This is a genomic window from Marinomonas phaeophyticola, assembly GCF_026966905.1.
Classification (GTDB): domain Bacteria; phylum Pseudomonadota; class Gammaproteobacteria; order Pseudomonadales; family Marinomonadaceae; genus Marinomonas; species Marinomonas phaeophyticola.
Genome location: NZ_JAPUBN010000013.1, coordinates 39,293 through 61,126, shown reverse-complemented (window position 1 = coordinate 61,126; position 21,834 = coordinate 39,293). Strand labels below are relative to the sequence as shown.

The window sequence follows — 21,834 nt, the reverse complement described above, 5'->3', positions numbered from 1 at the left end:
GTAAGCACGTTAATCATTGATTTAACGTGCTTTTTTATGTGAATTATTATCACTAATAAACTTCTTATTAATTTACTGTACATTTGCTGACCTATATTAAAAAAAACGGTACAATTGTTTTTATTAAATGCGCGTTTAATAAAACATCTTCATATGAGGTTCTCAAGATGCAACAACAATATATTAATGGCCGTTACCACGCTTCAACCAGTAACGAACACTTCAAGACAACGAATCCAGCAACAGGCGAAGTCATTGACACCATTGAGCTTGCCGGCGTTACTGAAGTCAATGCCGCGGTAGCTGCCGCTCAACAAGGCCAAAAAGTATGGGCGTCAATGAGTGCGGTTGAACGCAGTAGAATCTTGTATAAAGCGGCTCAGTTGCTAAGAGAACATAATGAAGAACTTGCCCGTCTAGAAGTATTAGACACAGGAAAACCATTACAAGAAGCCATCTGTGTCGATATCGAAACCGGAGCCGATGTTATCGAGTATTACGCAGGCCTTGCGAATAAAATCCAAGGTGAATATCAAGACCTAGGCGATGGCAATTTTTATTATACTCGTAAAGAACCATTAGGGGTTTGTGCTGGTATTGGCGCTTGGAACTATCCTATCCAGATCGCGTGCTGGAAATCAGGACCGGCATTAGCCGCGGGTAATGCTATGATTTTTAAACCTTCTGAGGAAACGCCATTAAGCGCATTGAAATTGGCGGAGATCTATACTCAAGCAGGCTTACCTGACGGCGTCTTTAACGTTGTCCAAGGGGACGCTCGAACCGGTCAACTGATAACCAACCACCCAGACATTGCTAAAGTCTCGTTTACCGGTGAATGCGGTACCGGTAAAAAAGTAATGACGGCTTCAGCACAGTCATTGAAGCAAGTAACAATGGAATTAGGTGGCAAGTCACCGCTGATAATCTTCCCTGACATGCCAATCGATCAAGCCGTTTCTGGCGCCATGCTAGCAAATTTCTACACTCAAGGAGAAGTTTGTACCAATGGAACACGCGTATTCGTTCATGCCGACATTCTAGATGCATTTAATGCGGAGCTAAAAACTCGCACAGAAGCCATGGTAGTGGGCGACCCTTTAAATATGGAGACTCAAGTCGGCTCTCTTATTTCAAAAGCGCATATGGAAAAAGTTCTTGGCTACATTGAAGCCGCCAAAGAAGCGGGAGCGACGCTATTATGCGGTGGCTACCAAGCGACTGAAAACGGCCTAGATAAAGGGGCCTTTGTTGTTCCTACCGTGTTCACGGATTGTACCGATGATATGCCTCAAGTACGTGAGGAAATTTTTGGCCCTGTCATGTCTGTATTAAGTTTTACCGATGAAGCAGAAGTGATTCAAAGAGCCAATGGCACTGAATTTGGTCTTGCTGCTGGCGTGTTTACCAAAGATATTAGCCGTGCCCATCGAGTAATAGGACAGATGCAAGCCGGTATTTGCTGGATCAACAACTGGGGTGCCTCACCCGCCGAGATGCCTGTTGGTGGTTATAAAGAATCAGGTATTGGCCGTGAAAATGGTATTGAAACCTTATACCACTACACTCAAAACAAAAGTGTGTATGTCTCTTTAGATGACATTCCTAACCCTTACTAATAGGAGCATTCAATGTCTAAAGAAACCTTTGATTTTATTATTGTAGGAGCGGGATCTGCTGGTTGCGTGCTGGCCGATCGGTTAACCGAAAGTGGACAACACAAGGTGCTGCTGCTCGAAATGGGTGGCAGCGATAAAAGTATATTTATTCAAATGCCAACCGCCCTTTCCTATCCGATGAATACGGAGAAATACGCTTGGCAATTCCATACGGATAAAGAGCCAGGGGTTGATGGCCGTGAGATGCATTGTCCACGCGGCAAAGTATTAGGTGGCTCCTCTTCTATTAATGGCATGGTGTATGTTCGTGGCCATGCCGAAGACTTCAATGAATGGGAAACTCAAGGCGCTCAAGGTTGGAATTATCAAACCTGCCTCCCTTATTTTAAAAAGGCAGAAACCTGGATTAAAGGTGGCGATACCTATCGTGGGGATTCAGGCCCATTAAGCACGAACAATGGTAATGATATGAAGCTTAACCCGCTGTATGAAACCTTCATAAAAGCCGGTGAGGCTGCAGGCTACGGGAAGACGGAAGACTATAATGGATTTCGTCAAGAGGGCTTTGGCGCTATGCACATGACCGTGAAAAACGGTGTCCGTGCATCCACCTCAAATGCCTATTTACGCCGAGCCATGAAGCGCTCTAATCTAACGGTTCGCACCAAGGTATTAACGCATAAAGTCCTTTTTGAAGGTAAAAAAGCAACGGGGATTGAGTACTCTAAAGACGGTTCAATTACCAAAGTACTGGCGGCTAAGGAAGTTATTTTGTCCGCGGGTTCTATTGGCTCGCCTCAATTATTACAACTTTCTGGTGTCGGTCCGGCAGACGTACTCAAGCAAGCCAAAGTGCCATTAGTGCATGACTTACCGGGTGTTGGGGAAAACCTACAAGATCATTTAGAAGTGTATTTTCAATATTACTGCAAACAGCCAGTGAGCTTGAATAGCAAACTCGACCTTATTAGCAAGGGAATGATCGGGACTCGTTGGATACTGTTTAAAGATGGATTGGGGGCGACCAACCATTTTGAATCCTGTGCCTTTATCCGTTCCCGAGCGGGGCTAAAAGCACCGAATATCCAATACCATTTCTTACCAGCCGCCATGCGCTATGATGGCCAAGCCGCGGTTAAAGGGCATGGTTTTCAAGTTCATGTTGGACCGAACAAGCCTGAAAGTCGTGGACGCGTTTGGATTGAATCAAATGATCCAAAAGCTAAGCCTCGCATTTTGTTTAACTACTTAACCACAGAGCAAGATAAACAAGATTGGCGTGATTGCATACGCTTAACCCGAGAGATTATCGCTCAGCAACCTTTTGACGCATTTCGTGGCGATGAGATTCAGCCTGGTAAAGCGATTAATACCGATGCTGAAATTGATCAATGGGTAAAAGAAAATGTTGAGAGTGCTTACCATCCTTCTTGTACTTGCAAAATGGGCTCTGAGAATGACTCTATGGCCGTTTTGGATGCAGAGTGTAAGGTAAGAGGCGTTGATGGCCTTCGTGTTGTGGATTCTTCCATTTTCCCTACCATCACCAATGGTAACCTGAATGCTCCGACTATCATGGTGGCCGAAAAAGCAGCCGATATGATTTTAGGTAAACCTTCCTTAGCCAGTAATAATGTCGATGTTTGGATTCACCCTCACTGGGAAACCCAACAGAGATAATCAAAGCTCACTACTAAGTCTATAGAGACATAAATAAAAAAACCTTTAATTCAAATCACTTATTGCAAGTACGATTCGAGTTAAAGGTTTTTTGACACTCAATCAAGCAGAGGCTATTTAATAAAGTATTAAACCGCCTCTTGATTCATTTTCGTTTTAATTCAACGTAAATTCAGCAAAACCATCTTCACCCACTTCAATAAAAGTCATTGAATCCGGAGCAACGGCTTTTGCTTTAGGTGACGTTTTAAAGCTCACCGAGGCTTTACCAAATGTATCCGCAAAAGACCAGTTTTGATCGGCTTTAGGATCAATCGTATTCTGAGTTAACAGGTAATTTGCGACGACATCACGGTTTTTATCTGGTGCATGAATGACCACTGTTGAACCATCTAAACCAGGGAATTTACCACCGCCACCAGCGCGATAGTTATTTGTTACCACTAGGAAGTCTTGTTTTAAATCAATCGGTTTTCCCATATAAGTAACGTTTTTAATACGATGATTAGCCGCCATTAATACTCCTTTCTCATCATAACGGTTCGGCTGTGTCACATCAATTTTATACTCAACACCGTCTAGCACATCGTAATTATAAGTAGGGAAGGTCGAGTTAATCAGTTCTTGCTTAGCAGACGAGTTTGGATCAATTTGATTAAATTGGCCCGCTGCGCGCTCTAACCATTCCACCACTTGAGAACCCGTTAATTGAACGACTTTTAGATCATTTGGATAAATGTACAAATCACTTACGTTTTTCAGCGCAATATCCCCTTTAGGAACATCGGTGAAGTAATCTGCACCACCACGACCACCGGCTTTGAATGGCGCCGCCGCGGATAGAATCGGCATATTGTCATAAGAGGTACCACGAACAATATTTTTGGTATACCAAATTTGAGCGTTATTCACGATTTGAATCGAAGGATCATCTTGTACTAGAGCAAAGAAGCTGTTGATATCCGATGTAGTCACACCCACTTTACGGCGCATGTATTCAAGCGTCCCTTCATGCTCGTGACGAACGGCTTCATTAATACGTTCATCGGCTTCAACTAAAGGTAACTTATCTCGACCTTCACGGCGATATATTGCTCTCACCGACGCTGTACCGTCTTGTACTTTCCAGCCATCACCATTTGGTTCAAGTGTTAAATCAATCACCCCAAGGTGGCTGCCCCAGAAACCAGGCATAGTCGCAGGAATGCCAAATACGGTGCCTTTTTCACTGTCCACTCCCTCGTATGCACCAATTGTTTTGTCACCAGGGAATACTCGATGAGAATGACCAAACAAGATCGCATCGATACCTTCCACTTTTGCTAGATGATAACTTGCGTGCTCTTCTCCTGTTTTATGAGGGTCGTTGTACATACCACTATGGGGAATAGCAATAATAACATCCGCGCCTTTAGCCTTCATTTCCGGCACATATTTTTTTGCACTGGCCACAATGTCTTTGGCAATGATTTTGCCTGTTAGGTTGTCTTTATCCCAGTTCATGATCTGAGGTGGTGTAAACCCAATGTAACCCACTTTTACAGTTTGTTCAGTACCTTCACTATCAACCACTTTCTTTTCTTTAATAAGGTAAGGTTGGAAGTAAGGTTGGTCGTTATCCGCATTATCATCACCATCATCTACATAAACATTAGAGGACACGTAAGGAAAGTTTGCGCCATAAAGGGATTTCGCCAGAAAGTCTAAACCAAAGTTAAATTCATGATTACCAATATTACCAACATCATAATTAAGTAAGTTCATGGCTTTATAGGCTGGATGAATTTCGCCAAAACGCAAAACTCGACCCTTGGCCATATAGTCTCCCAACGGCGTTCCCTGAAGTAAATCACCATTATCAACTAATACTGAGTTTTTTACTTCGGAACGAGCTTGAGTAATCAAACTCGCGACTCGTGACAGACCGACTGAGTTACTTTGTTTATCGCCATAATAATCATAATCAACTAGGTTCATATGAATATCAGTTGTTTCCATAACCCTAAGATCAATTGTTTGAGCCTGAGCCAATCCAGCAATAGTTAATGCTGTGAATGAGGCAATCGCTGTTTTTAAAAAAACCGTTGGTTTCATATATTCTCTCCGCAATTCGCTTTTATAATAAATAGTCATGTATTTTTTATTCTTGACCAAGAAGACAGGTTAGCAACAAAGCCAAATAATGTGAACGAAAAAGATGACGTTTTCATGACAACCATAAATCACACAAATAACTTATATTAACGTTTAAGCCAGCGCCATACAAAAATGATGTTGATCAAAGCACTGGCTATATAGGTATAAGCGCAAGCCTTTAAAATACGCCTTACCGCTGGAATGTCAGTATCCTGAACATAATTACCTTCAATTAAAATAGGCAATGCTTTACGAAAACTGGCGTCCATTTCTTCAGGTAAAATGACAACATAAATAAGTACACTAGCCATTCCGGTTACCCCAACAGCAAGGACGTGCAAAGGAATCGCATAAGGCAGATGTAAAATTGCACTAATAACAGGCCACCCAAATAGAATAAAGGATCCGGCTTTCTTTAAAAAATGTGCAACAGGCAAATAACGTAAACGTAATCGGGTTATTTTTTCTTGTTTCCCGTATTGAATGGCATGACCTACTTCATGAGCGGCAACGGTAATCGCCGTTAAGGATTTACCATTATAATAACTTGGGCTTAAACGCACACATTGATCTCTAGTATCATAATGATCCTTACCTTCTTGAGATTGCTCTACCGTTGCCGCTAGTTCAAATCGACTCAAAAGATGCCGAGCAAATTCACCACCTGTTCCAGGAAAATCATCACGTTGAAATGAATATCGTTTTAAAGTGTATCTAACCCATAAACTTGGGCCAAAGACGAGTACAATAAAAACTAAAAGCAGTAAAATCCACACAATATACCCTTAGATGTTGAGCAACGATTCAATTAACACAGTAAAAACGTTAGGCTGAGTCAAGTCAATCATAGTCTTTGGGTATTTTTTTACTGATCACGATTGGAATTACCTACTTTTTCGAATTTATCAACAGACTTCTCAAAAATATGAAAAACCCATTTATCATTCCAATTTTAAGTATTTTGAAAGCGCATAATAAAGGCCTATCTGAATATGAAATTTTACGATCGTTAAAGTCACAGTTTCCAGATTTCTGCAAGTTAGCAGATGACTCAAACCTTTGTTTGTTTAGGCAGCACTTTTTAGTTATGAATGCACTTTACCAATTACAAAGTCAACTTTTACAAGACGAAGGGTTAATTCTTTCCATTTCGCCACTTAAGATTCAAATTGATTTTACCGTTACACAAGAGACGAGCACTGATACAAAAAAAAACCAAACAGAATTAAAATTTTCAGCAGAAAAGAAGATCATCAACTATTATTTAGATTGGGATGAATACATAAAAACAGATGAAGCGGAAGTAGAAGCTTTGTTGGAGAGTTTTTTTAAGGGGTTACACAACCCTTCGGCAATTGAAGAGGCCTTTAGAACACTTCAACTTCCTAAGACTGCGTCAAGTCACGAGATTAGAAATCAATATCGAAAATTAATCAGTCGGTCTCACCCTGATAAAGGGGGCTCAGCAAGTGATTTTATCGAGTTAAAAGAAGCCTATGAATTGTTGTCAAGTCGTAAGTAATTAAAAAGATCCCAATAGAAGCATTGTTTTTCTAGATTATTAATACCATTGCGGCTTGAGCAGTATGTTGAGTCACTTTATATTTCATTCACGCGTTTACATTATAGCGCTATTTAATTAAAGGCCGTTTAGGATGCTCAGGTTTTTATTAAGTCTTTTATGTGTACTACTCTCATTTTCTGTAAATGGGTTTGACATACCAGACACAGATGGATCTTTTAATCATCAACCATTACCAACATGGGTAGAAACTGCCCTCAAAACACCAGAAGAAGCCCTTTTACAGGACTATAAAACGCAAGCATACCCTTCATCTATTAGTTTTTCTAATAGCGCATTTTGGCATAAGTTGTCTTTTCCAGAGATTAAAAGTGATTCTTCTAAGGTCCTGTATCTAAAAATCAGCAATTACATGATAGACAATTTAAATTTCTATCTTTTTTATGATACTGAGCTGATTCAAGAGTGGATTAGAGGCGACGCACAAAACTGGAATACACCAAACCTTTATGATGGTATCTGGATACCTATTCGTCTTAGTACGGAGAAACCAACGCACCTGTTAATCCGACGTCAAAGTGACGGTCCAATTTTATTTCCAATTTCTTTCTATGATGAATCGAATGTTGAGCAAGGCAAAAAACAACAGCTCGCTTTTTGGGTGATTGCCTTCACATCGCTAACCATCTTACTTATCTATAATATCGTTATTTACTCACTCACCCGCGTCTCTGCTTTTATCTATTATGTCTCCTTCAATGCGGGTCTAATTGTCTCTCTCGGGTTGATATTAGGTTTTGGCAGGTGGTTCTTACCTAATGAAACCCTATTTCAGTGGTTTGCCTTACATCTATTAACCTTACACACCATTCTAATATGGGGAGTGTATCGTTTTAGTTTATTATTCTTAAATTTAAAAATACATCACCCCATCTTTTGGGAGCATAGGTTTAAAATCGATGGCACCTTATTTAGTTTTGTTCTACTAAGCTATTTCCTTACCGAAAGTTCCATGGCGCCTATTTTTCTTTTTCTACAGATCATTGTCTCTGCTCTGTGTGCTTATTGGGCGTTTTACACCAAATCAACCAACACTCTCGCAACTCAATTGTACATTTTTTCTTGGGGAGTTTTACTGGTTGGTGCTTTAGTCGGTTCCGCTATCTATTGGAACCTTATCCCTTATAATGGCTACACTGAATACCTATTCCTCTTGTCCTCGATTGTACAGCTACTCGGCTTCTCATTTGCATTCAGTGCTCGTGTGAGACAATCCGACAATGATAGGCACTTACATTCATTAATTGATTCAATGACAGGTTTGCCTAACCGCCAATTTTTTCTATCTCAACTTGATCCTATTTTTACAAAGGCACAACAGGATAACCGGACTATTAGTTTGATATTAATACGTCTTGCCGATCATCATTCACTCAGTCAAGCTGTTGGACCAGGCAATGCGGACCATGCCGCAGGTCAAGCTTTTTTAAGTATAAATAAATCCTTAATGGCACTTAACGATGTAGAAACATTTGACTGGATAGAACGCTCAAAAATAAAGTTAATTCGTGTAAGCTCAAGCAATTGTATCTTTCTAACCTCCTCCGATGACACTGACTCATTGCTGAAAAAATTAATGCCAACGTTAGAAAAAAGCGTATGGTTTGATGATTTAGAATTTAAACACAGTGTTAATATTGGTGTCGCTCAATACCCATTGGATGCAGATAACGTAGAAAAGTTATTTCAAAACGCGCAATTAGCCGCCGAAGCAAATCAACAAAGCCATGATGATTGGACTCGATATGATAGAAAACTTAAATCTGATCACAAGCATCAACTAAACATTCTGTCATTATTAAACCGTGACTTAAAAAACAAAAAACTTAGCTTTCATGTACAACCCCAGGTGCATTTAATGAGCCGATCTATTGTAGGAGCAGAAATACTCTTACGTTGGAATAACCATGAATTGGGCTACGTATCACCAGCCCTTTTTATTCCTCTTGCTGAGAAAGCGGGATTGATTCTAAAAATCACCCAGTACATTATCCAAGAAGTGTTTTTGTGGATTAGTCAAAATCCGAATCTAATTAAGGACCGTCATATTTCCATTAATATCTCGGCGAAAGATCTACTGCAAGTAGACTTTTCTCAAAAAATTATCGCTATCAAAAAACACTACGAAATCCCAGCCCATAATATTATTTTAGAAGTGACTGAAACCTCTATTTTTGAAGATAATGAAGTATTTAGAGTAAACTTATCATTACTTAGAGCCCATGGATTCAAGTTTTCTATTGATGACTTTGGAACAGGTTACAGCTCTATGCATAACGTCATTGCATTAGAACCCATAGAGATTAAACTTGATAGAATGTTTGTTCAAGACATCGATAAATCAAAAATAAACCATGTTCTCAGTGATTGCATCATCGATTTATGTATAAAAACCCATGCTCAAAGCACGGCTGAGGGTATTGAAACGATTGAAGAAATGCAGACGCTTATTGACCTAAACTGCCAAGTTGGACAAGGCTATTTCTTCCATAGGCCCATGCTTCCAGAACACTATTTAAAACTATTGAATGACGAAGACTGTTTAGCCATTCCGTAATAATCTATTGAATTTACCTTAATGATCCACATTAGTTAATGTTACATTACGCTTTCTTACCAACAGAAAGCACGAGACGCTATGCCATTTTCAATAATTCCTTTTCAGCATCATTTTTCGCCATCAAATATGGCCCACCTGCCGGCCAAGTGCTGTACCCTTATGCTTACTCTAATAGTATTAAGTGCCTGTACTAAGCTAGAGATTGATGACAGCAACCATTTTGATAACAATGGCAGAGACTTAACCGCTCAAAAAAGAGAACAGCTGTATTTAGAAGAACAGCTGCCTCCAGGTCTACCTTACCCAGCACCAGAGTTTCAACAAGGCTTACAACAACAAATCCATTATCTAAATAAAATCAAAGAACAAGATTACCAATTAGAGAATCTACACTTTTCTAAAGCGTCTCTCGTTGCTGTTACAAATGAAATTAGCCAGTGGTTGCAAGATCCTAGATACACACCGCAACTCACTGCACACCAAATTGCAGGACAAGATCAAAGAGGTAATGTTCAAATAACCGGCTACTACGTCCCCATTTTATCGGTTCGACATACTCCAGATGATGAGTATCGGTTCCCTTTATATAAGAAGCCAAGATCTCCGATTTGGCCACAGGATAAGCCATTGCCGAGCCGAGAAGAGATTGACTTTGAGGGCGCTCTAGACGGTATGGGGCTTGAACTCGCCTATACGAATAGTTTAATTGATAACTTCTTTCTGCACGTTCAAGGGTCTGGTGTCGTTGAATACGAAGATGGACAAAAAAGATTACTTTCTTGGGGAGGCGTCAATGGCCACTCTTATAGGAGCCTTGGAAAAGAGCTTATTGAACGCGACGAGATAGAGAAGAGTAAAATGTCAGCTCAGGCAATTCGCCAATGGTTGGCGGACCACCCTGAACGACAAAGAGAAATTATGTCGACAAATCCCAGTTATTTATTTTTTTCTGAAGGTCCTACCTCTCCAGTAGGCGCTGCAAACCTACCTTTGACACCTAGATACTCCATTGCCGTTGACCCTAATGTCATCCCTTTAGGTTCTATTTTATTAGGTAAATTACCCAAGCTAGATGATCAAGGAAATTTAATAGGACATGCATTTCATTTATTACTCGCACAAGACAAAGGTGGTGCGATTAAAGGTCCTGGACATATAGACTGGTATCAAGGAATAGGAGCAGAAGCCAAAGTGCTCGCAGGTCAACTTAAGCATTTTGGTAGCGTCTGGTTATTACTACCGAGCCAAAATACAGTGCTTCAATCGTTGTAAGTATGGTTATTAGCAACCCCACACCTATGGTACTACTTCAGTAATACCATAGGTCGACCACTCGAAGGATGAGCAACAATATGGTTAGGGACGCGATACAAAGATTCGATGTTTGCTTCCGTCAATAATTCCGACGCCTTACCTACCCCCATGAGATTGCCCTCTTTTAATAATATGATTTTATCTGCATATTGAGCGGCTAATTGCAGGTCATGTAACACACACACTATCGCCAGTCCTTTTTTAGCTAACGTCTGTAGTTGTTGCATAAGCTGTAATTGATGGTGTAAATCTAACGCGGAAGTAGGTTCATCTAAAAACAGATATTGAGGTTTCCCCTGTTCACTGCTCGCTAATTGAACAAAAGCTCGTGCGATTTGCACTCTTTGTCGCTCCCCACCAGACAATAATGGATAGGCTATGTGGGCTAACGACGCCACACCCATTTTATCCAATGCATCCAGACACAGGATACGACTGTCTTTTACTATAGCATCTTCTTGTATTCCCATTTGCACCACTTCCAAGGCTGTAAAAGGAAAAGTGATCCCAGCTAATTGAGATAATACCGCCCTCTTCTTACTTAGATCTTTAATAGGCCACTGCTTTAATTCTATATTTTCAAATTGAATTTGCCCTTGATACTTTAACTCGGCACCAATCATACAATTTAATAGGGTGGATTTACCGGCTCCATTAGGGCCTAAGATAATGCTTAGCTCTCCAGGAGAAATCGATAAATCTATATTATGAAGTAGGCACTTACTGCCTTTATTTACAGATACTAAACTAAGATTTAACACCGATTACCTCTTTATATTAAATGTAAAAAAACCCTTAAAAAGTCAGTAGACTTAAGAGGCCCCAGATGAATTCGGTCGAAAAAGTAACCAAAGAAAAAATGGCCCTCCAAGTAAACTAGTCACAATACCCACAGGCAATTCAGCCGGACTCACCACAGTACGAGCAAATGTATCGGCAAGAATCATTAAGATGGCGCCAAGTATCGCCGAAGAGGGAATTAAAACACGATGATCGGCTTTCCACATTAATCGAATTAAATGCGGTATCACTAGACCTACAAAGCCAATAATGCCAGAAACGGCAACCGCACAGCCCACAGACAACGCCGTTAATAAAATGATTCTGCGTTTTAGTTGATCTGTGTCTGTCCCTAAATAACGCGCTTCGGCTTCTCCTAGAAGCAGTCGATTTAAATGCCCTGATTGATGAATTAAAAAGGCCACGCTGATTAGGGTAACACCCGTGGTCATCCAAACCGCTGGCCACATGGCACCGCCGAAACTGCCCATACTCCAAAAAGTTAACGTCCTTAGTTGCTCATCGGTACTGAGGTATGTTAAAAAGCCAACCGCTGCACCTGCCAAAGCATTAATCGCGACGCCCGCCAATATGAGCTGCATTACATTATGACCGCCTTTTAAACGGCCAATTTTAAATATCAGGACACAGGTCAAGGCGCCACCAATAAAAGCCGCTAAGCTTAGTCCATATAAGCCACTCCAGGCGGTCCAGGCAGGGAAAATCACAATAACTAATGCAACAGATAACACCGCGCCGCTGGATATTCCAATTAGGCCGGGATCGGCTAATGGATTTCTAAACAATCCTTGTAACGCCGCACCACTGACCGCAAGTGCGGCGCCAACAGACGCAGACAACAATACTCGTGGTAAACGAATATCCAATAGAATCATGCCATCCCGACCATGCCATCCAGTACTAAGCACACTGCTCCAATCTAAACGATAGGCCCCCATAGACAAAGAAAAAAACATAACCAAAAATAAGACAACGCCCCCACCAATCCAAATAGAAAGAGACGTGTTCGATAACATTTTCACGAGCGGGATGTGCATTACAGGAATCACGCGGTCATGCTCACTCATTTCATTAGATTTATTTATCATGCAGAAACGATCTCAACTCTTGTGCCGCTTGCAAGGTTCTTGGACCAAATCCGAGTAAAAATAACCCATCCATCACAATGATATGATTTGCTTTTGCCGCCGCCGTAAATTTAAATCCTGGTAACCCATGCATACCTTCCGTGCCACCTACTTTATCAGCACCAAGCGTGGTAGATAGAATCCATTGGGGATTTAAATTCACCATGGCTTCAGCTGTAAGCGGTTTATAGCCCTGCACCGCTGACGCCACATTGTCACCGCCCGCTAAACGAATCATTCGATCTGCAGCCGTATTCCTTCCGGCTACCATAGGGCTGCCGGTATGTTGCATAACAAATAGTATTCTCGGTTTTTTATTGTCTGCTTTTATTGCCTGTTCTAATTGAAACTGCTCCTTTTTTAGACGAGCTACCAACGCTAGAGACGACTCTTCTCTCGACATAACTTGTCCAATAGTCATGATGTTTTCATAGAGAAGATCCAAAGAAGTGACTTCTGGTAGAGACACCCAGGGAGTGGATAATGCTTGTAATTGAGAAAGCACTTTTGCTGGCCCTGCGCCTTCAGCCGCAAAAACCACCTCAGGCTCCAACGATAAAACTCCTTCAGCAGAAAGTGCCCGCATATAACCGACTTTAGCCGTTTCTTGCGCCTGCTCAGGGTAATAACTGGTGGTATCTGAACCGATAACACGATCACCCACTCCAAGAGCAAATAGTATTTCTGTCGTAGCACCACCAATACTGACCACTCTTGTTGGCACATTATCAAAATGTACTGCGGTTACTGGCTCTGCAGAAATAGCCTGTGTCGCCTGCAATGCAAAAGCAAATATAGACGCAAAACATAAAGCACTAATAAAAGTAATACAAACAGGTGTTTGCCATTTCATAATGTCTCCAGTTTTGCCGTTAGCGCTTGCCATTCTACAAGTTCTTTTTGGCCTGGCTTACGAGCACCAAATAAGCTAATCACTAACTCTCGCTTCGCATTAAAACAATCAATAGAGGTAATCACACCATCACTTGATGGACGCCTTACCTTCCAGCAAGAGGTGATTTGTGAGGTATTCAAATGCAAATTAAACTTAGGATCTAAAACATTGAACCATTGATTCATCCTCAACAATTTATTCACTGTGCCTGTATAAATTTGCACAATGCCTCGATTTCCAACAAAGATCATAATATCTAATTGCGTTTCTGCCGCCGCCTCCAAAGCGACCTCGACACTGTCCAGCTTAATGGGTTGTGCATAATCGACTCCCACCTTCTCAAATGCCTCTAGACGATCGATTTGAAGCGTTTTCAGAAGCGCATTAAACTCATGCACATCCGTTAATTTCGACCAAGGTGTCCTAACGTCTTCCGAGGTCACCGATCCAATATTAGGAAAACGACTAGTTTCTATTTTTTCTAATGCCACACGCTCTGTTTGATCATCGGCCGTCATTGCCGCAACCAGTTCATCCCACTTTGAAACATCGGTGTTATCAGTGGCATAAATTTTATGTATAGCACCACCTGCCGCATCAAAAAACTGTAAACTACGACGAAGGCCCTTTGACATGGATTCAGATACCGCCACAATATGTTGCCAATGATTCAGAAAAAGCCGTAAATCCATATCACCTAAATACATGCCCATAGCACGGCCATATACTTTTAAGCCTTTGTATTTCGCCGTTCTTTCATGTACGGCTTGTTCATTTCGGCTAAGCGCCATCACTTCACCAAAACATTCAACCGCGCGTAGAATGTCTGTTACTTCCTTTTTCAAACGAACTCTCTGAGCTAAAGGTTGTACTAATAACAGTTCCAACTCACTCACATTTAACGCCTCTGCCGCATTACGTATACGGATCCCTGGCGTCGTTTCTTTCAGGTTATTCCACCCTTGTTGTAAAGCACTGGGGTCAATATTTGATCCTGCCATGTCTTGAATAGACATACATTGCTCTCCTTAACTGAGAATAAATTAGTTAGCGTCTTGAAAACGAATATTAGGGTAACCACTCACTCCGGTATCAGAGTAATAATTGGTAATCTGCAACTTGTATTGTGGAGATAGCGCATCGGTTTGATCCGTATCAATAACGTACACACGGTAGTTTGGCCATAATTTATGCCCATTACTGAGGTTGTAGGCATACCAAGATTGCTCTGAAAAAATACCTTCATTACTATCACTCAAATAGTGGCGACTGATATCCGTTCCTGCCGACGTTGTCGTTCCAGAAACATAGGTTGTTTTTTCTGTTGTTAAAAAAGGACCAAATGCGCCACCACTTCCTTCTCCTGATGGCCCACTGTTGGTTTTAAGAATAAAATCTCTTCCCTGAAGGACTAACTGTACATCCCAGTCCGTATTCGTTTCGCAATCAACATTGCGGCTATTATCAAAGTCAAAACACGCTTTACCGCCCGTATTGGGGATAGAAGCGGTAAAAACCGCATTGTTATCCACAAATTGGTTGGTACCCGCCGTTTGAACGTCAAAAACAAAGGTGACCTTCAAAGCATCTCCATACTCCAGCGTTTGTGTTGAAAAACGAGCATAGCTGTCACCAGCAGCGGATTTTAGTAGCCACATGTTATTCGTATTTGCACTGATTGCATGGGTAGTGAAGTCATAGTTATACCACCCCATATCCAGTGTTGTGCCGGATATTTCACCGGATCCTGTTATGGCGTATGAGAAGGTATCGGTTTGATAACTAAGACTTGATAAATCAATATCCGCCGTCAAATGTTCCAGTTCCGCCTCAGGCGAGGCATTTAAAAAGACATTGGGGTCCGCTTCGCCATTCTGATAAAAGCCCTCTTGAGAAACAGCCAGTGCACCAGCAACCTGACCTCCTCCTGAAGTGCCTCCATTTAGGATAATGGACGAACGTCGAAATCCTATATGCCAATCAGTTGACGCTTTCGCCTCTTCCTCTGTTAACTCAACTACGTTATTGGTGTTCAAGTTAAAATAGGTAAACTCCGTATAATCACTGGCATCAATGATTTGCGATAAGCTACTAGGATGAGTTTCAGGGTCTGTCGTTGTACCGTTATCCCCATCACTGCCTCCCCCACAGGCTACTAAGACAATAGATCCCAAAAGAACACTTGTTGGATATAAAATTCGCTTTGGAAGATCGCGTTTAAATTGGATAGACATAGACTCCTCTTTTACTCGTTTATTATTAATATTCAATGTATTCTCAGCCAGTATTAACCTGAGAAAGTCACGCCAAGATATAGGTAACGTCCTATTTCTGGACGGAAATCCATTCCATTAGTAAAATCTTTTTGCACATCTGTAAAATTATTAACACCTGTGAAAAAACTAAATTGATCGGTAAGTGCTTTATTAAATTTGACATCAAATTCACTCCATGAAGGGGAACGCATAGTTGACAGTTCATCCACAAATTCAGCCGATTGATAACGTCCTAAAAGAGACACTCGCGCGTCCCAATTCGGTATAAACGCCTCTAAAGCAAGATTGATTTGATGATCAGGCCGACGAGTCAATGCCGTACCCGTTTTAAGATTTTCACTTTGCATCCAGGTGTACCCAGCTTGCAGTGATAAATAAGTAGAAAGAGGTTGTTGTAAACTAAATTCAGCACCATAGGTACGGGCTTTTTCAGTATTTTGATAACGAAAGACCTGTACGCCGTCAAACCTCGAAGCCGTACTTTCCTGATCAAAACCAGTAGTAATCATGTTGTTAATATTATTTAGAAAAAGGTTAATTTCATAACGTTGAGACGGACCATTTTCAATCCCTATTCCAAGCTGATAACTCATAGATTCTTCTGGAACTAAGTCATCATTACCGTTCACTATGTAACCTAAATGACTGTGATCAAACAGATAGTGACGCTCTTTCAAATTCGGCACTCTATAGCCGGCACCTATCCCGGCACGTAAATACCTTTCCCACTCCGAACCACTGTCAAAGTCATACCTGGCATTGATTTTTGGCGCTAGGTGAATGCCAAAATCACTATCATCTTGCACTCTCATTCCAGGGAGAAACTCCCAGTTTCCATAAAACAAGTCACTTTGAGCATAGATATCCGTGCTATTCCGACGAGTGTCGGGATCCACTTCATAAAGTGATTCTTTTTTTGACTAAGTGTTTCTTCAAATATCTGACCACCGACATTAAGAGTATGATAGGCCGATATTGGCATCATCCAATCTAAATTCGCTTGCTGGAAGGCTAAACTGGCATCCCTTCTTTCCTCTTTTTCAGGTGTGACAACCACATCTTGATAAGTCGTATTGTCTAGGGTTTCTTTGATAAATGAGGCGCTCAATACACCTTGCTCTAAGTCCCATTGGGCAGTCGAATCAAGCCGAATCCTTTCGGTATCTTCCATTTTTATTTTATTAATGGCTTTCCCTCCTACATTTTCTTGTAGATTGCTCTTTAAATCTTCTGCATATCGCTCAACCCCAAAAGAATATTGAGTGGTTGCTGTTTTATTCCAAACAAGATCAACCCCAAGTGTAGAGCGCATCCCTCTTGCTCCTTGAGTCGACCAGGTGTTTGGCGTAGCATCAAAGCCATCTGAGTCACTTAAGTCGGCAGACACTCTTCCTGTTAGAGTACCTAGGGTGCTCACTCCCGTTGCACTTACGCGACGAAATGCTGGGCTCAATTCATCACCATTAGGATTATCTTCAGCGAAACTGCCGGCTTCTAAAGACAATGCGTAGCGGGTTCGGTTGCCAGACACTTTTTCTGTAATCACATTCACAACACCACCCATCGCAGAGCTGCCATACAATGCCGATGTAGCCCCTTTAACAATTTCAATACGTTCAACACCCACCGTAGATAATTGAGTTACATCCACACTAGAGCCCGTTGTTGCCGACACAGGCAAACCATCGATTAATATTTTGACCCGATCACTCGATAAACCTTGCATCCATACTTCAAAGCCGCTTTTTCCATGTATCGGCTTTAATAAAATATTAGGAATGCCTCTTAATGCTTCCGCTACTGTTTTTGCATTATGAGTTTGTAGCTGCTCTTTTGTAATGACTTCGGTACGTACAGGTGTGTCAGATAAAGTTTTTTGTGAACGTGTTCCGGTAACAACCAGCTCATCTAATTTCATCGCCGAATGAGTTTCTTCAGCATAGGCAGGGAAATTAAACAGAATAAGAGTGATAGGCAAAGCAAGCTTCATAACAGGAACCAAAACATGTAAATGATAACGGTTATTATTTACTTTAAGTTAGTAGCTGTCAATAATGATTCTCATTTATGTAAAGATTTTTATGCCATGAAAACGAACCGATACATGGCCTTCTATTAATAACGCTTTACTAATCAACTTAAATTAACTGAAATGCTATCCGGAGCGACAACCAAGTGTGTCACTCAATCTAGGATACGAGAGTTTTAAAAATACGGAAAAGGGGAATCGCTAGGGAGATCCAGCCAAACTAGGCAATCATTACCAAATTTGGCTTTTAGAGTCTATTTAGGAGAGGAGATAAAAAAGTGTTTATGCCGTTCTAAGCTGACGTAACACTCTTGCATATATTAACCACGCCGCGATCCCTGCAAAAACATTACCGAAAAAGACACCAGCAAAAATACCTTCTAAACCACCCACCCAGGCTCCTAACCAGATACAAGGCAAGAAGAAAGCAAAAAGCCTTAACGCCGACATGAATAAAGCAGAATAAGAATGACCTAGTGCATTAGATACAGACACCATTAACATACAGATACCAAGTGAACTTAAACTAATAGGAACAATCATAATAAACAATTTCAAAATAGCCTGAACATCATTATCGCTCGTCATCCAAGACGACAATAAAGTCGCACCAATAAAAGCAATAACAGCAAAAAACACCTGTAAAAAAATTACAAATTTGCCTGCGATAATGACTAACTCTTCTATTCGATCGTATTCCTTTGCACCTAACAAACGCCCAACCATAGGAGGTATAGACATAGTTAGCGCTAACACTACCACTAATAAAAAGAATTCAAAACGAGAGCCTAATGCCCACGCTCCAACAGCAACCGCTCCAAAAGAAGCAATTAACTTGGTGGCTAAAACGGAAGACACAGGAGGAAGCAACTGACTAACCATAGCCGGTCCCATAATATGAGAGATGGATTTTAGGCTTGCTAATACATCAAGATTCTCCCATTTAAAACTGGTCCAATGACTTTGTGAAATACGTAAAACAACGATAATCCCTCCAATAAAAAACGCACAAGAAGTGGCCATTGCCGCACCATTCAACCCCAGTCCAAATGTAAAAATAAAGAGCGGGTCTAATATCAAATTAACAATACTAGTAATGACCATCATAATACCGGGTAGCATGGTGTTTCCATTGGCTCGACAAAGGCTGTTCAGAAAATAAATAAAGGCGCCTAACCATGCACTGAATAACCAATGGGGCCAATAACCTTCAATCATCATAAACACGTCTTCTGGCGCCCCTAAAAAAAGTAAAATAGGTTGTCGAAATGACCAAATTAACACGCAGCAAACAGCAATACCAATGCCACCAATCAGTAAAACAAGCCCCCCTAATTGGCGGGCATGTTCTAGATTATTAGCTCCTAATGCTCGAGAAATAATAGCGGTTGTAGCAATGCCTAAACCAACTTGTAAGCCAATCAAAATCATCTGCATAGGCAAGGTAAACCCTTGCGCAGCTAAAGGAAGAACACCGAGCTGTCCAATAAATGCACTATCAACGAGCTGAAAACTTAATAATGAAAAAATGCCGAATACCATCGGCAATGTCATTTTGAAGAGTTCTTTCGCTTGAGGAGAATAAAAAGAGGATGTTGAAAAAAACATACAAATAAGTCACTAAATTAAGAATTCAGCTATTTTACGTGATTGAATGTACCTTTAGTATCAGAAGTCATAAATTTACGGCTATACTCATTCAGTAATCCATAAAATGGCAAAACAACCAAGATATGATTGCTTTTTTAGAACGCTAATTGTTATTTTTAAAATAGGGTAATATACAAAAAAAAGATTACCTAATGGATTTTCTCCAAGTAATAACTACGAACAAGCATGGTAATATGCATTGCTTATCAACCCTACTAAGACGGTGCCTAAAATGAAAGTATCCCATAAAGTCGCATTATGCGCCTCACTCGTCATCGTTGTTATGTTTTCCCTCTATTCATGGATGCAATACAACAGTTTAAAAACCGCCCTATTTGAAAAAACGGCAACCAGCACTCAAGAAACCAGCAAAGTTCTGGCACTGCAAATTAATAATTGGCTTAACGGAAAGTTAAGTTTATTAAATGCTATTGCTCAAACAATCGATTCTGACTTTAATAAAAAAAACATCACGAATACATTCAACACACCTGTTTTTAACAAAGAGTTTATGATTCTTTTTGGTGGTTTAGAAAGCGATGGTAAAGCCATCACCAATAGCCCTACATGGGAGCCGCCGGCCGATTGGGATGCACGAAAACGTCCTTGGTACCCGATAGCTCAAAAGCATAATCGCGCCGTTTTCTCCGATCCTTATGCGGATTCAGTCACTGGCGATATTATTATTTCAGCGATAGCCAATTTGACAGACAAGGGTAAATTCAAGGGCGTTTTTGGTGGTGATTTAAGCCTCAAAACCATTTCTGATGCCGTTAACACACTGACATTCAATGAATCCGGCTATGCATTTTTAGTTGATAAATACGGGACGATTGTTAGCCATCCAAACGCTGATTTAAATGGCAAGCCCGTCACTGATTTCATCCAAGATGGACAGCAATCGTTTTCACTTGAGTTAATAGAAGGCAATCTAATTGACGGCACACCTGTTTTTACCTCTTATAGTCCACTGCCCGATTTGTATGGGACAGACTGGTACATTGGGGTTGTCTTAGACCAATCAAAAGTACTCAAAGACGCCAGAGATTTTGGTTGGACCGCTCTGCTTAGTACGATTATTTCAGCGCTTGTTTGTTCAAGTATTTTGTACTTTGTCGTTGTACGTCTATTACAACCGCTACAAGCAATAAGAGAATCATTACAAGAAATTAACAGTGGTGATGGAGACCTTACTAAGCGTTTAGATATCGTTAGTAACGATGAGTTTGGCGAAGTATCCAATGCCTTTAATCAATTTATAGATTATTTACAAAAACTCATTGTTGAAATTAAGTCTTTATCTGCAGAGGTTCGTACCAATACTAACGAAACCGAATCCTCATCTTCCCATTCCGCCACTCAGTTACAAATGCAACTTAATGAACTTGATCAACTGGCAACCGCTATGCATGAGATGTCGGCCACGGCTCATGATGTGGCGGATAATGCTCAAACCGCAGCAGATCGAGCGAATAAAGCCGATATTGCTGCAAAAGAAGGAGTTAATATTGTTAACCAGACAACATCTTCCATCGTTGAGTTAACAGACCAAATGGGGAGCGTTGTTACAACGATTAATGAACTGGTGAGCTACAGTAATAATATTGAGTCTATTTTAACGGTCATAACCGATATTGCAGACCAAACGAACTTACTTGCACTTAATGCTGCTATTGAAGCGGCTCGTGCCGGGGAGCATGGTCGAGGATTTGCGGTAGTGGCCGATGAAGTAAGAACCTTAGCATCCAAAACCCAAGAATCGACTGAGCAAATTCAAAAAATGATCAATCAGTTACAGGTTGGTGTTCGTAATGCTGAAGAGGTCATCCTGAAAAGCTGTGATAACGCGAATGCCACTCAAACGGTTGCAAGTAAAGCAAGCCGTTCTTTAAATGCAATTCGAGAGAGTATTATTGAAATTAATAATATGAATGTACAAATCGCCACAGCCGCAGAAGAACAAAGCGCGACATCAAACGAAATTAATCGTAATACCACAAATATTCGCGATATTAGTCAATCGGTCTCTGAAAGCGCAAAAAATCAAAAAGACTTATGCAAAACAATGGTTGAACTAACCGACCAACAATCTCACGCGTTGGACAAATTCAAAGTGTAATAACGCTGTTTTTATAATGTCGGGTTAAAAAGGCCAAGTACTTGTC

Annotated in this window: 16 protein-coding genes; 6 read left to right on the top strand and 10 right to left on the bottom strand. The window is 40.9% G+C overall.

Annotated elements, in window-relative coordinates; translation table 11 throughout:
• The first annotated feature begins 167 nt into the window (after positions 1–167).
• Together betB and betA are read left to right on the top strand one after the other, a co-directional pair.
• Positions 168–1,619 carry a betaine-aldehyde dehydrogenase gene (gene betB, locus O1D97_RS06460; RefSeq protein WP_269123954.1) on the top strand — a complete coding sequence of 484 codons (1,452 nt, stop codon included), beginning with the start codon at positions 168–170 and terminating at the stop codon, positions 1,617–1,619.
• A gap of 12 nt (positions 1,620–1,631) precedes the next feature.
• On the top strand, positions 1,632–3,299 hold the full coding sequence (gene betA / locus O1D97_RS06455; RefSeq protein WP_269123952.1) for a choline dehydrogenase: 1,668 nt from the start codon (positions 1,632–1,634) through the stop codon (positions 3,297–3,299).
• Between the two features lie 156 nt (positions 3,300–3,455).
• On the opposite strand, the gene O1D97_RS06450 is transcribed toward betA, so the two are convergent.
• Together O1D97_RS06450 and O1D97_RS06445 are read right to left on the bottom strand one after the other, a co-directional pair.
• On the bottom strand, positions 3,456–5,393 hold the full coding sequence (locus O1D97_RS06450) for a bifunctional 2',3'-cyclic-nucleotide 2'-phosphodiesterase/3'-nucleotidase (RefSeq protein WP_269123951.1): 1,938 nt from the start codon (positions 5,391–5,393) through the stop codon (positions 3,456–3,458).
• Between the two features lie 146 nt (positions 5,394–5,539).
• On the bottom strand, positions 5,540–6,211 hold the full coding sequence (locus O1D97_RS06445) for a zinc metallopeptidase (protein WP_269123949.1): 672 nt from the start codon (positions 6,209–6,211) through the stop codon (positions 5,540–5,542).
• Positions 6,212–6,360: 149 nt separating this feature from the next.
• On the opposite strand from O1D97_RS06445, the gene O1D97_RS06440 reads away from it, so the two are divergent.
• The 3 genes from O1D97_RS06440 to mltA all read left to right on the top strand — a co-directional run bounded on the left by O1D97_RS06440 (position 6,361) and on the right by mltA (position 10,849).
• The gene (locus O1D97_RS06440) at positions 6,361–6,957 is read left to right on the top strand and encodes a DNA-J related domain-containing protein (RefSeq protein WP_269123947.1); all 597 of its coding nucleotides are present in this window, start codon (positions 6,361–6,363) and stop codon (positions 6,955–6,957) included.
• Positions 6,958–7,090: 133 nt separating this feature from the next.
• Positions 7,091–9,574 carry an EAL domain-containing protein gene (locus tag O1D97_RS06435; RefSeq protein ID WP_269123945.1) on the top strand — a complete coding sequence of 828 codons (2,484 nt, stop codon included), beginning with the start codon at positions 7,091–7,093 and terminating at the stop codon, positions 9,572–9,574.
• 162 nt (positions 9,575–9,736) lie between these two features.
• Complete coding sequence (gene mltA, locus O1D97_RS06430; RefSeq protein WP_269123943.1) at positions 9,737–10,849, top strand: murein transglycosylase A; 1,113 nt, start codon at positions 9,737–9,739, stop codon at positions 10,847–10,849.
• 32 nt (positions 10,850–10,881) lie between these two features.
• On the opposite strand, the gene O1D97_RS06425 is transcribed toward mltA, so the two are convergent.
• The 8 genes from O1D97_RS06425 to O1D97_RS06390 form a co-directional block, all read right to left on the bottom strand.
• The gene (locus O1D97_RS06425; RefSeq protein WP_269123941.1) at positions 10,882–11,652 is read right to left on the bottom strand and encodes a heme ABC transporter ATP-binding protein; all 771 of its coding nucleotides are present in this window, start codon (positions 11,650–11,652) and stop codon (positions 10,882–10,884) included.
• 51 nt (positions 11,653–11,703) lie between these two features.
• Complete coding sequence (locus O1D97_RS06420) at positions 11,704–12,780, bottom strand: FecCD family ABC transporter permease (protein WP_269123939.1); 1,077 nt, start codon at positions 12,778–12,780, stop codon at positions 11,704–11,706.
• Complete coding sequence (locus O1D97_RS06415; RefSeq protein ID WP_269123937.1) at positions 12,770–13,672, bottom strand: heme/hemin ABC transporter substrate-binding protein; 903 nt, start codon at positions 13,670–13,672, stop codon at positions 12,770–12,772. Before O1D97_RS06415 ends, O1D97_RS06420 begins: the two co-directional genes overlap by 11 nt.
• A complete protein-coding gene (locus tag O1D97_RS06410) occupies positions 13,669–14,730 on the bottom strand; it encodes a hemin-degrading factor (RefSeq protein WP_269123935.1) in 1,062 nt (353 codons plus the stop codon). The genes O1D97_RS06415 and O1D97_RS06410 overlap by 4 nt, the downstream gene beginning before the upstream one ends.
• A gap of 27 nt (positions 14,731–14,757) precedes the next feature.
• Positions 14,758–15,948, bottom strand: coding sequence for an HmuY family protein (locus tag O1D97_RS06405; RefSeq protein WP_269123934.1), 1,191 nt, complete (start codon positions 15,946–15,948; stop codon positions 14,758–14,760).
• Between the two features lie 53 nt (positions 15,949–16,001).
• Positions 16,002–16,886 (bottom strand): TonB-dependent receptor plug domain-containing protein, encoded by an 885-nt coding sequence (locus O1D97_RS06400; RefSeq protein ID WP_269123932.1) that lies wholly within the window; start codon positions 16,884–16,886, stop codon positions 16,002–16,004.
• A complete protein-coding gene (locus O1D97_RS06395; RefSeq protein ID WP_269123930.1) occupies positions 16,799–17,980 on the bottom strand; it encodes a TonB-dependent receptor plug domain-containing protein in 1,182 nt (393 codons plus the stop codon). The genes O1D97_RS06400 and O1D97_RS06395 overlap by 88 nt, the downstream gene beginning before the upstream one ends.
• Before the next feature lie 321 nt (positions 17,981–18,301).
• Entirely contained in the window at positions 18,302–19,573 is a 1,272-nt protein-coding gene (locus O1D97_RS06390; RefSeq protein ID WP_269123927.1) for an MATE family efflux transporter, read from the bottom strand.
• A 328-nt stretch (positions 19,574–19,901) separates the two neighbouring features.
• Here O1D97_RS06390 and O1D97_RS06385 point away from each other — a divergent pair, with 328 nt between their 5' ends.
• On the top strand, positions 19,902–21,788 hold the full coding sequence (locus O1D97_RS06385; protein WP_269123925.1) for a methyl-accepting chemotaxis protein: 1,887 nt from the start codon (positions 19,902–19,904) through the stop codon (positions 21,786–21,788).
• Positions 21,789–21,834: the final 46 nt, after the last annotated feature.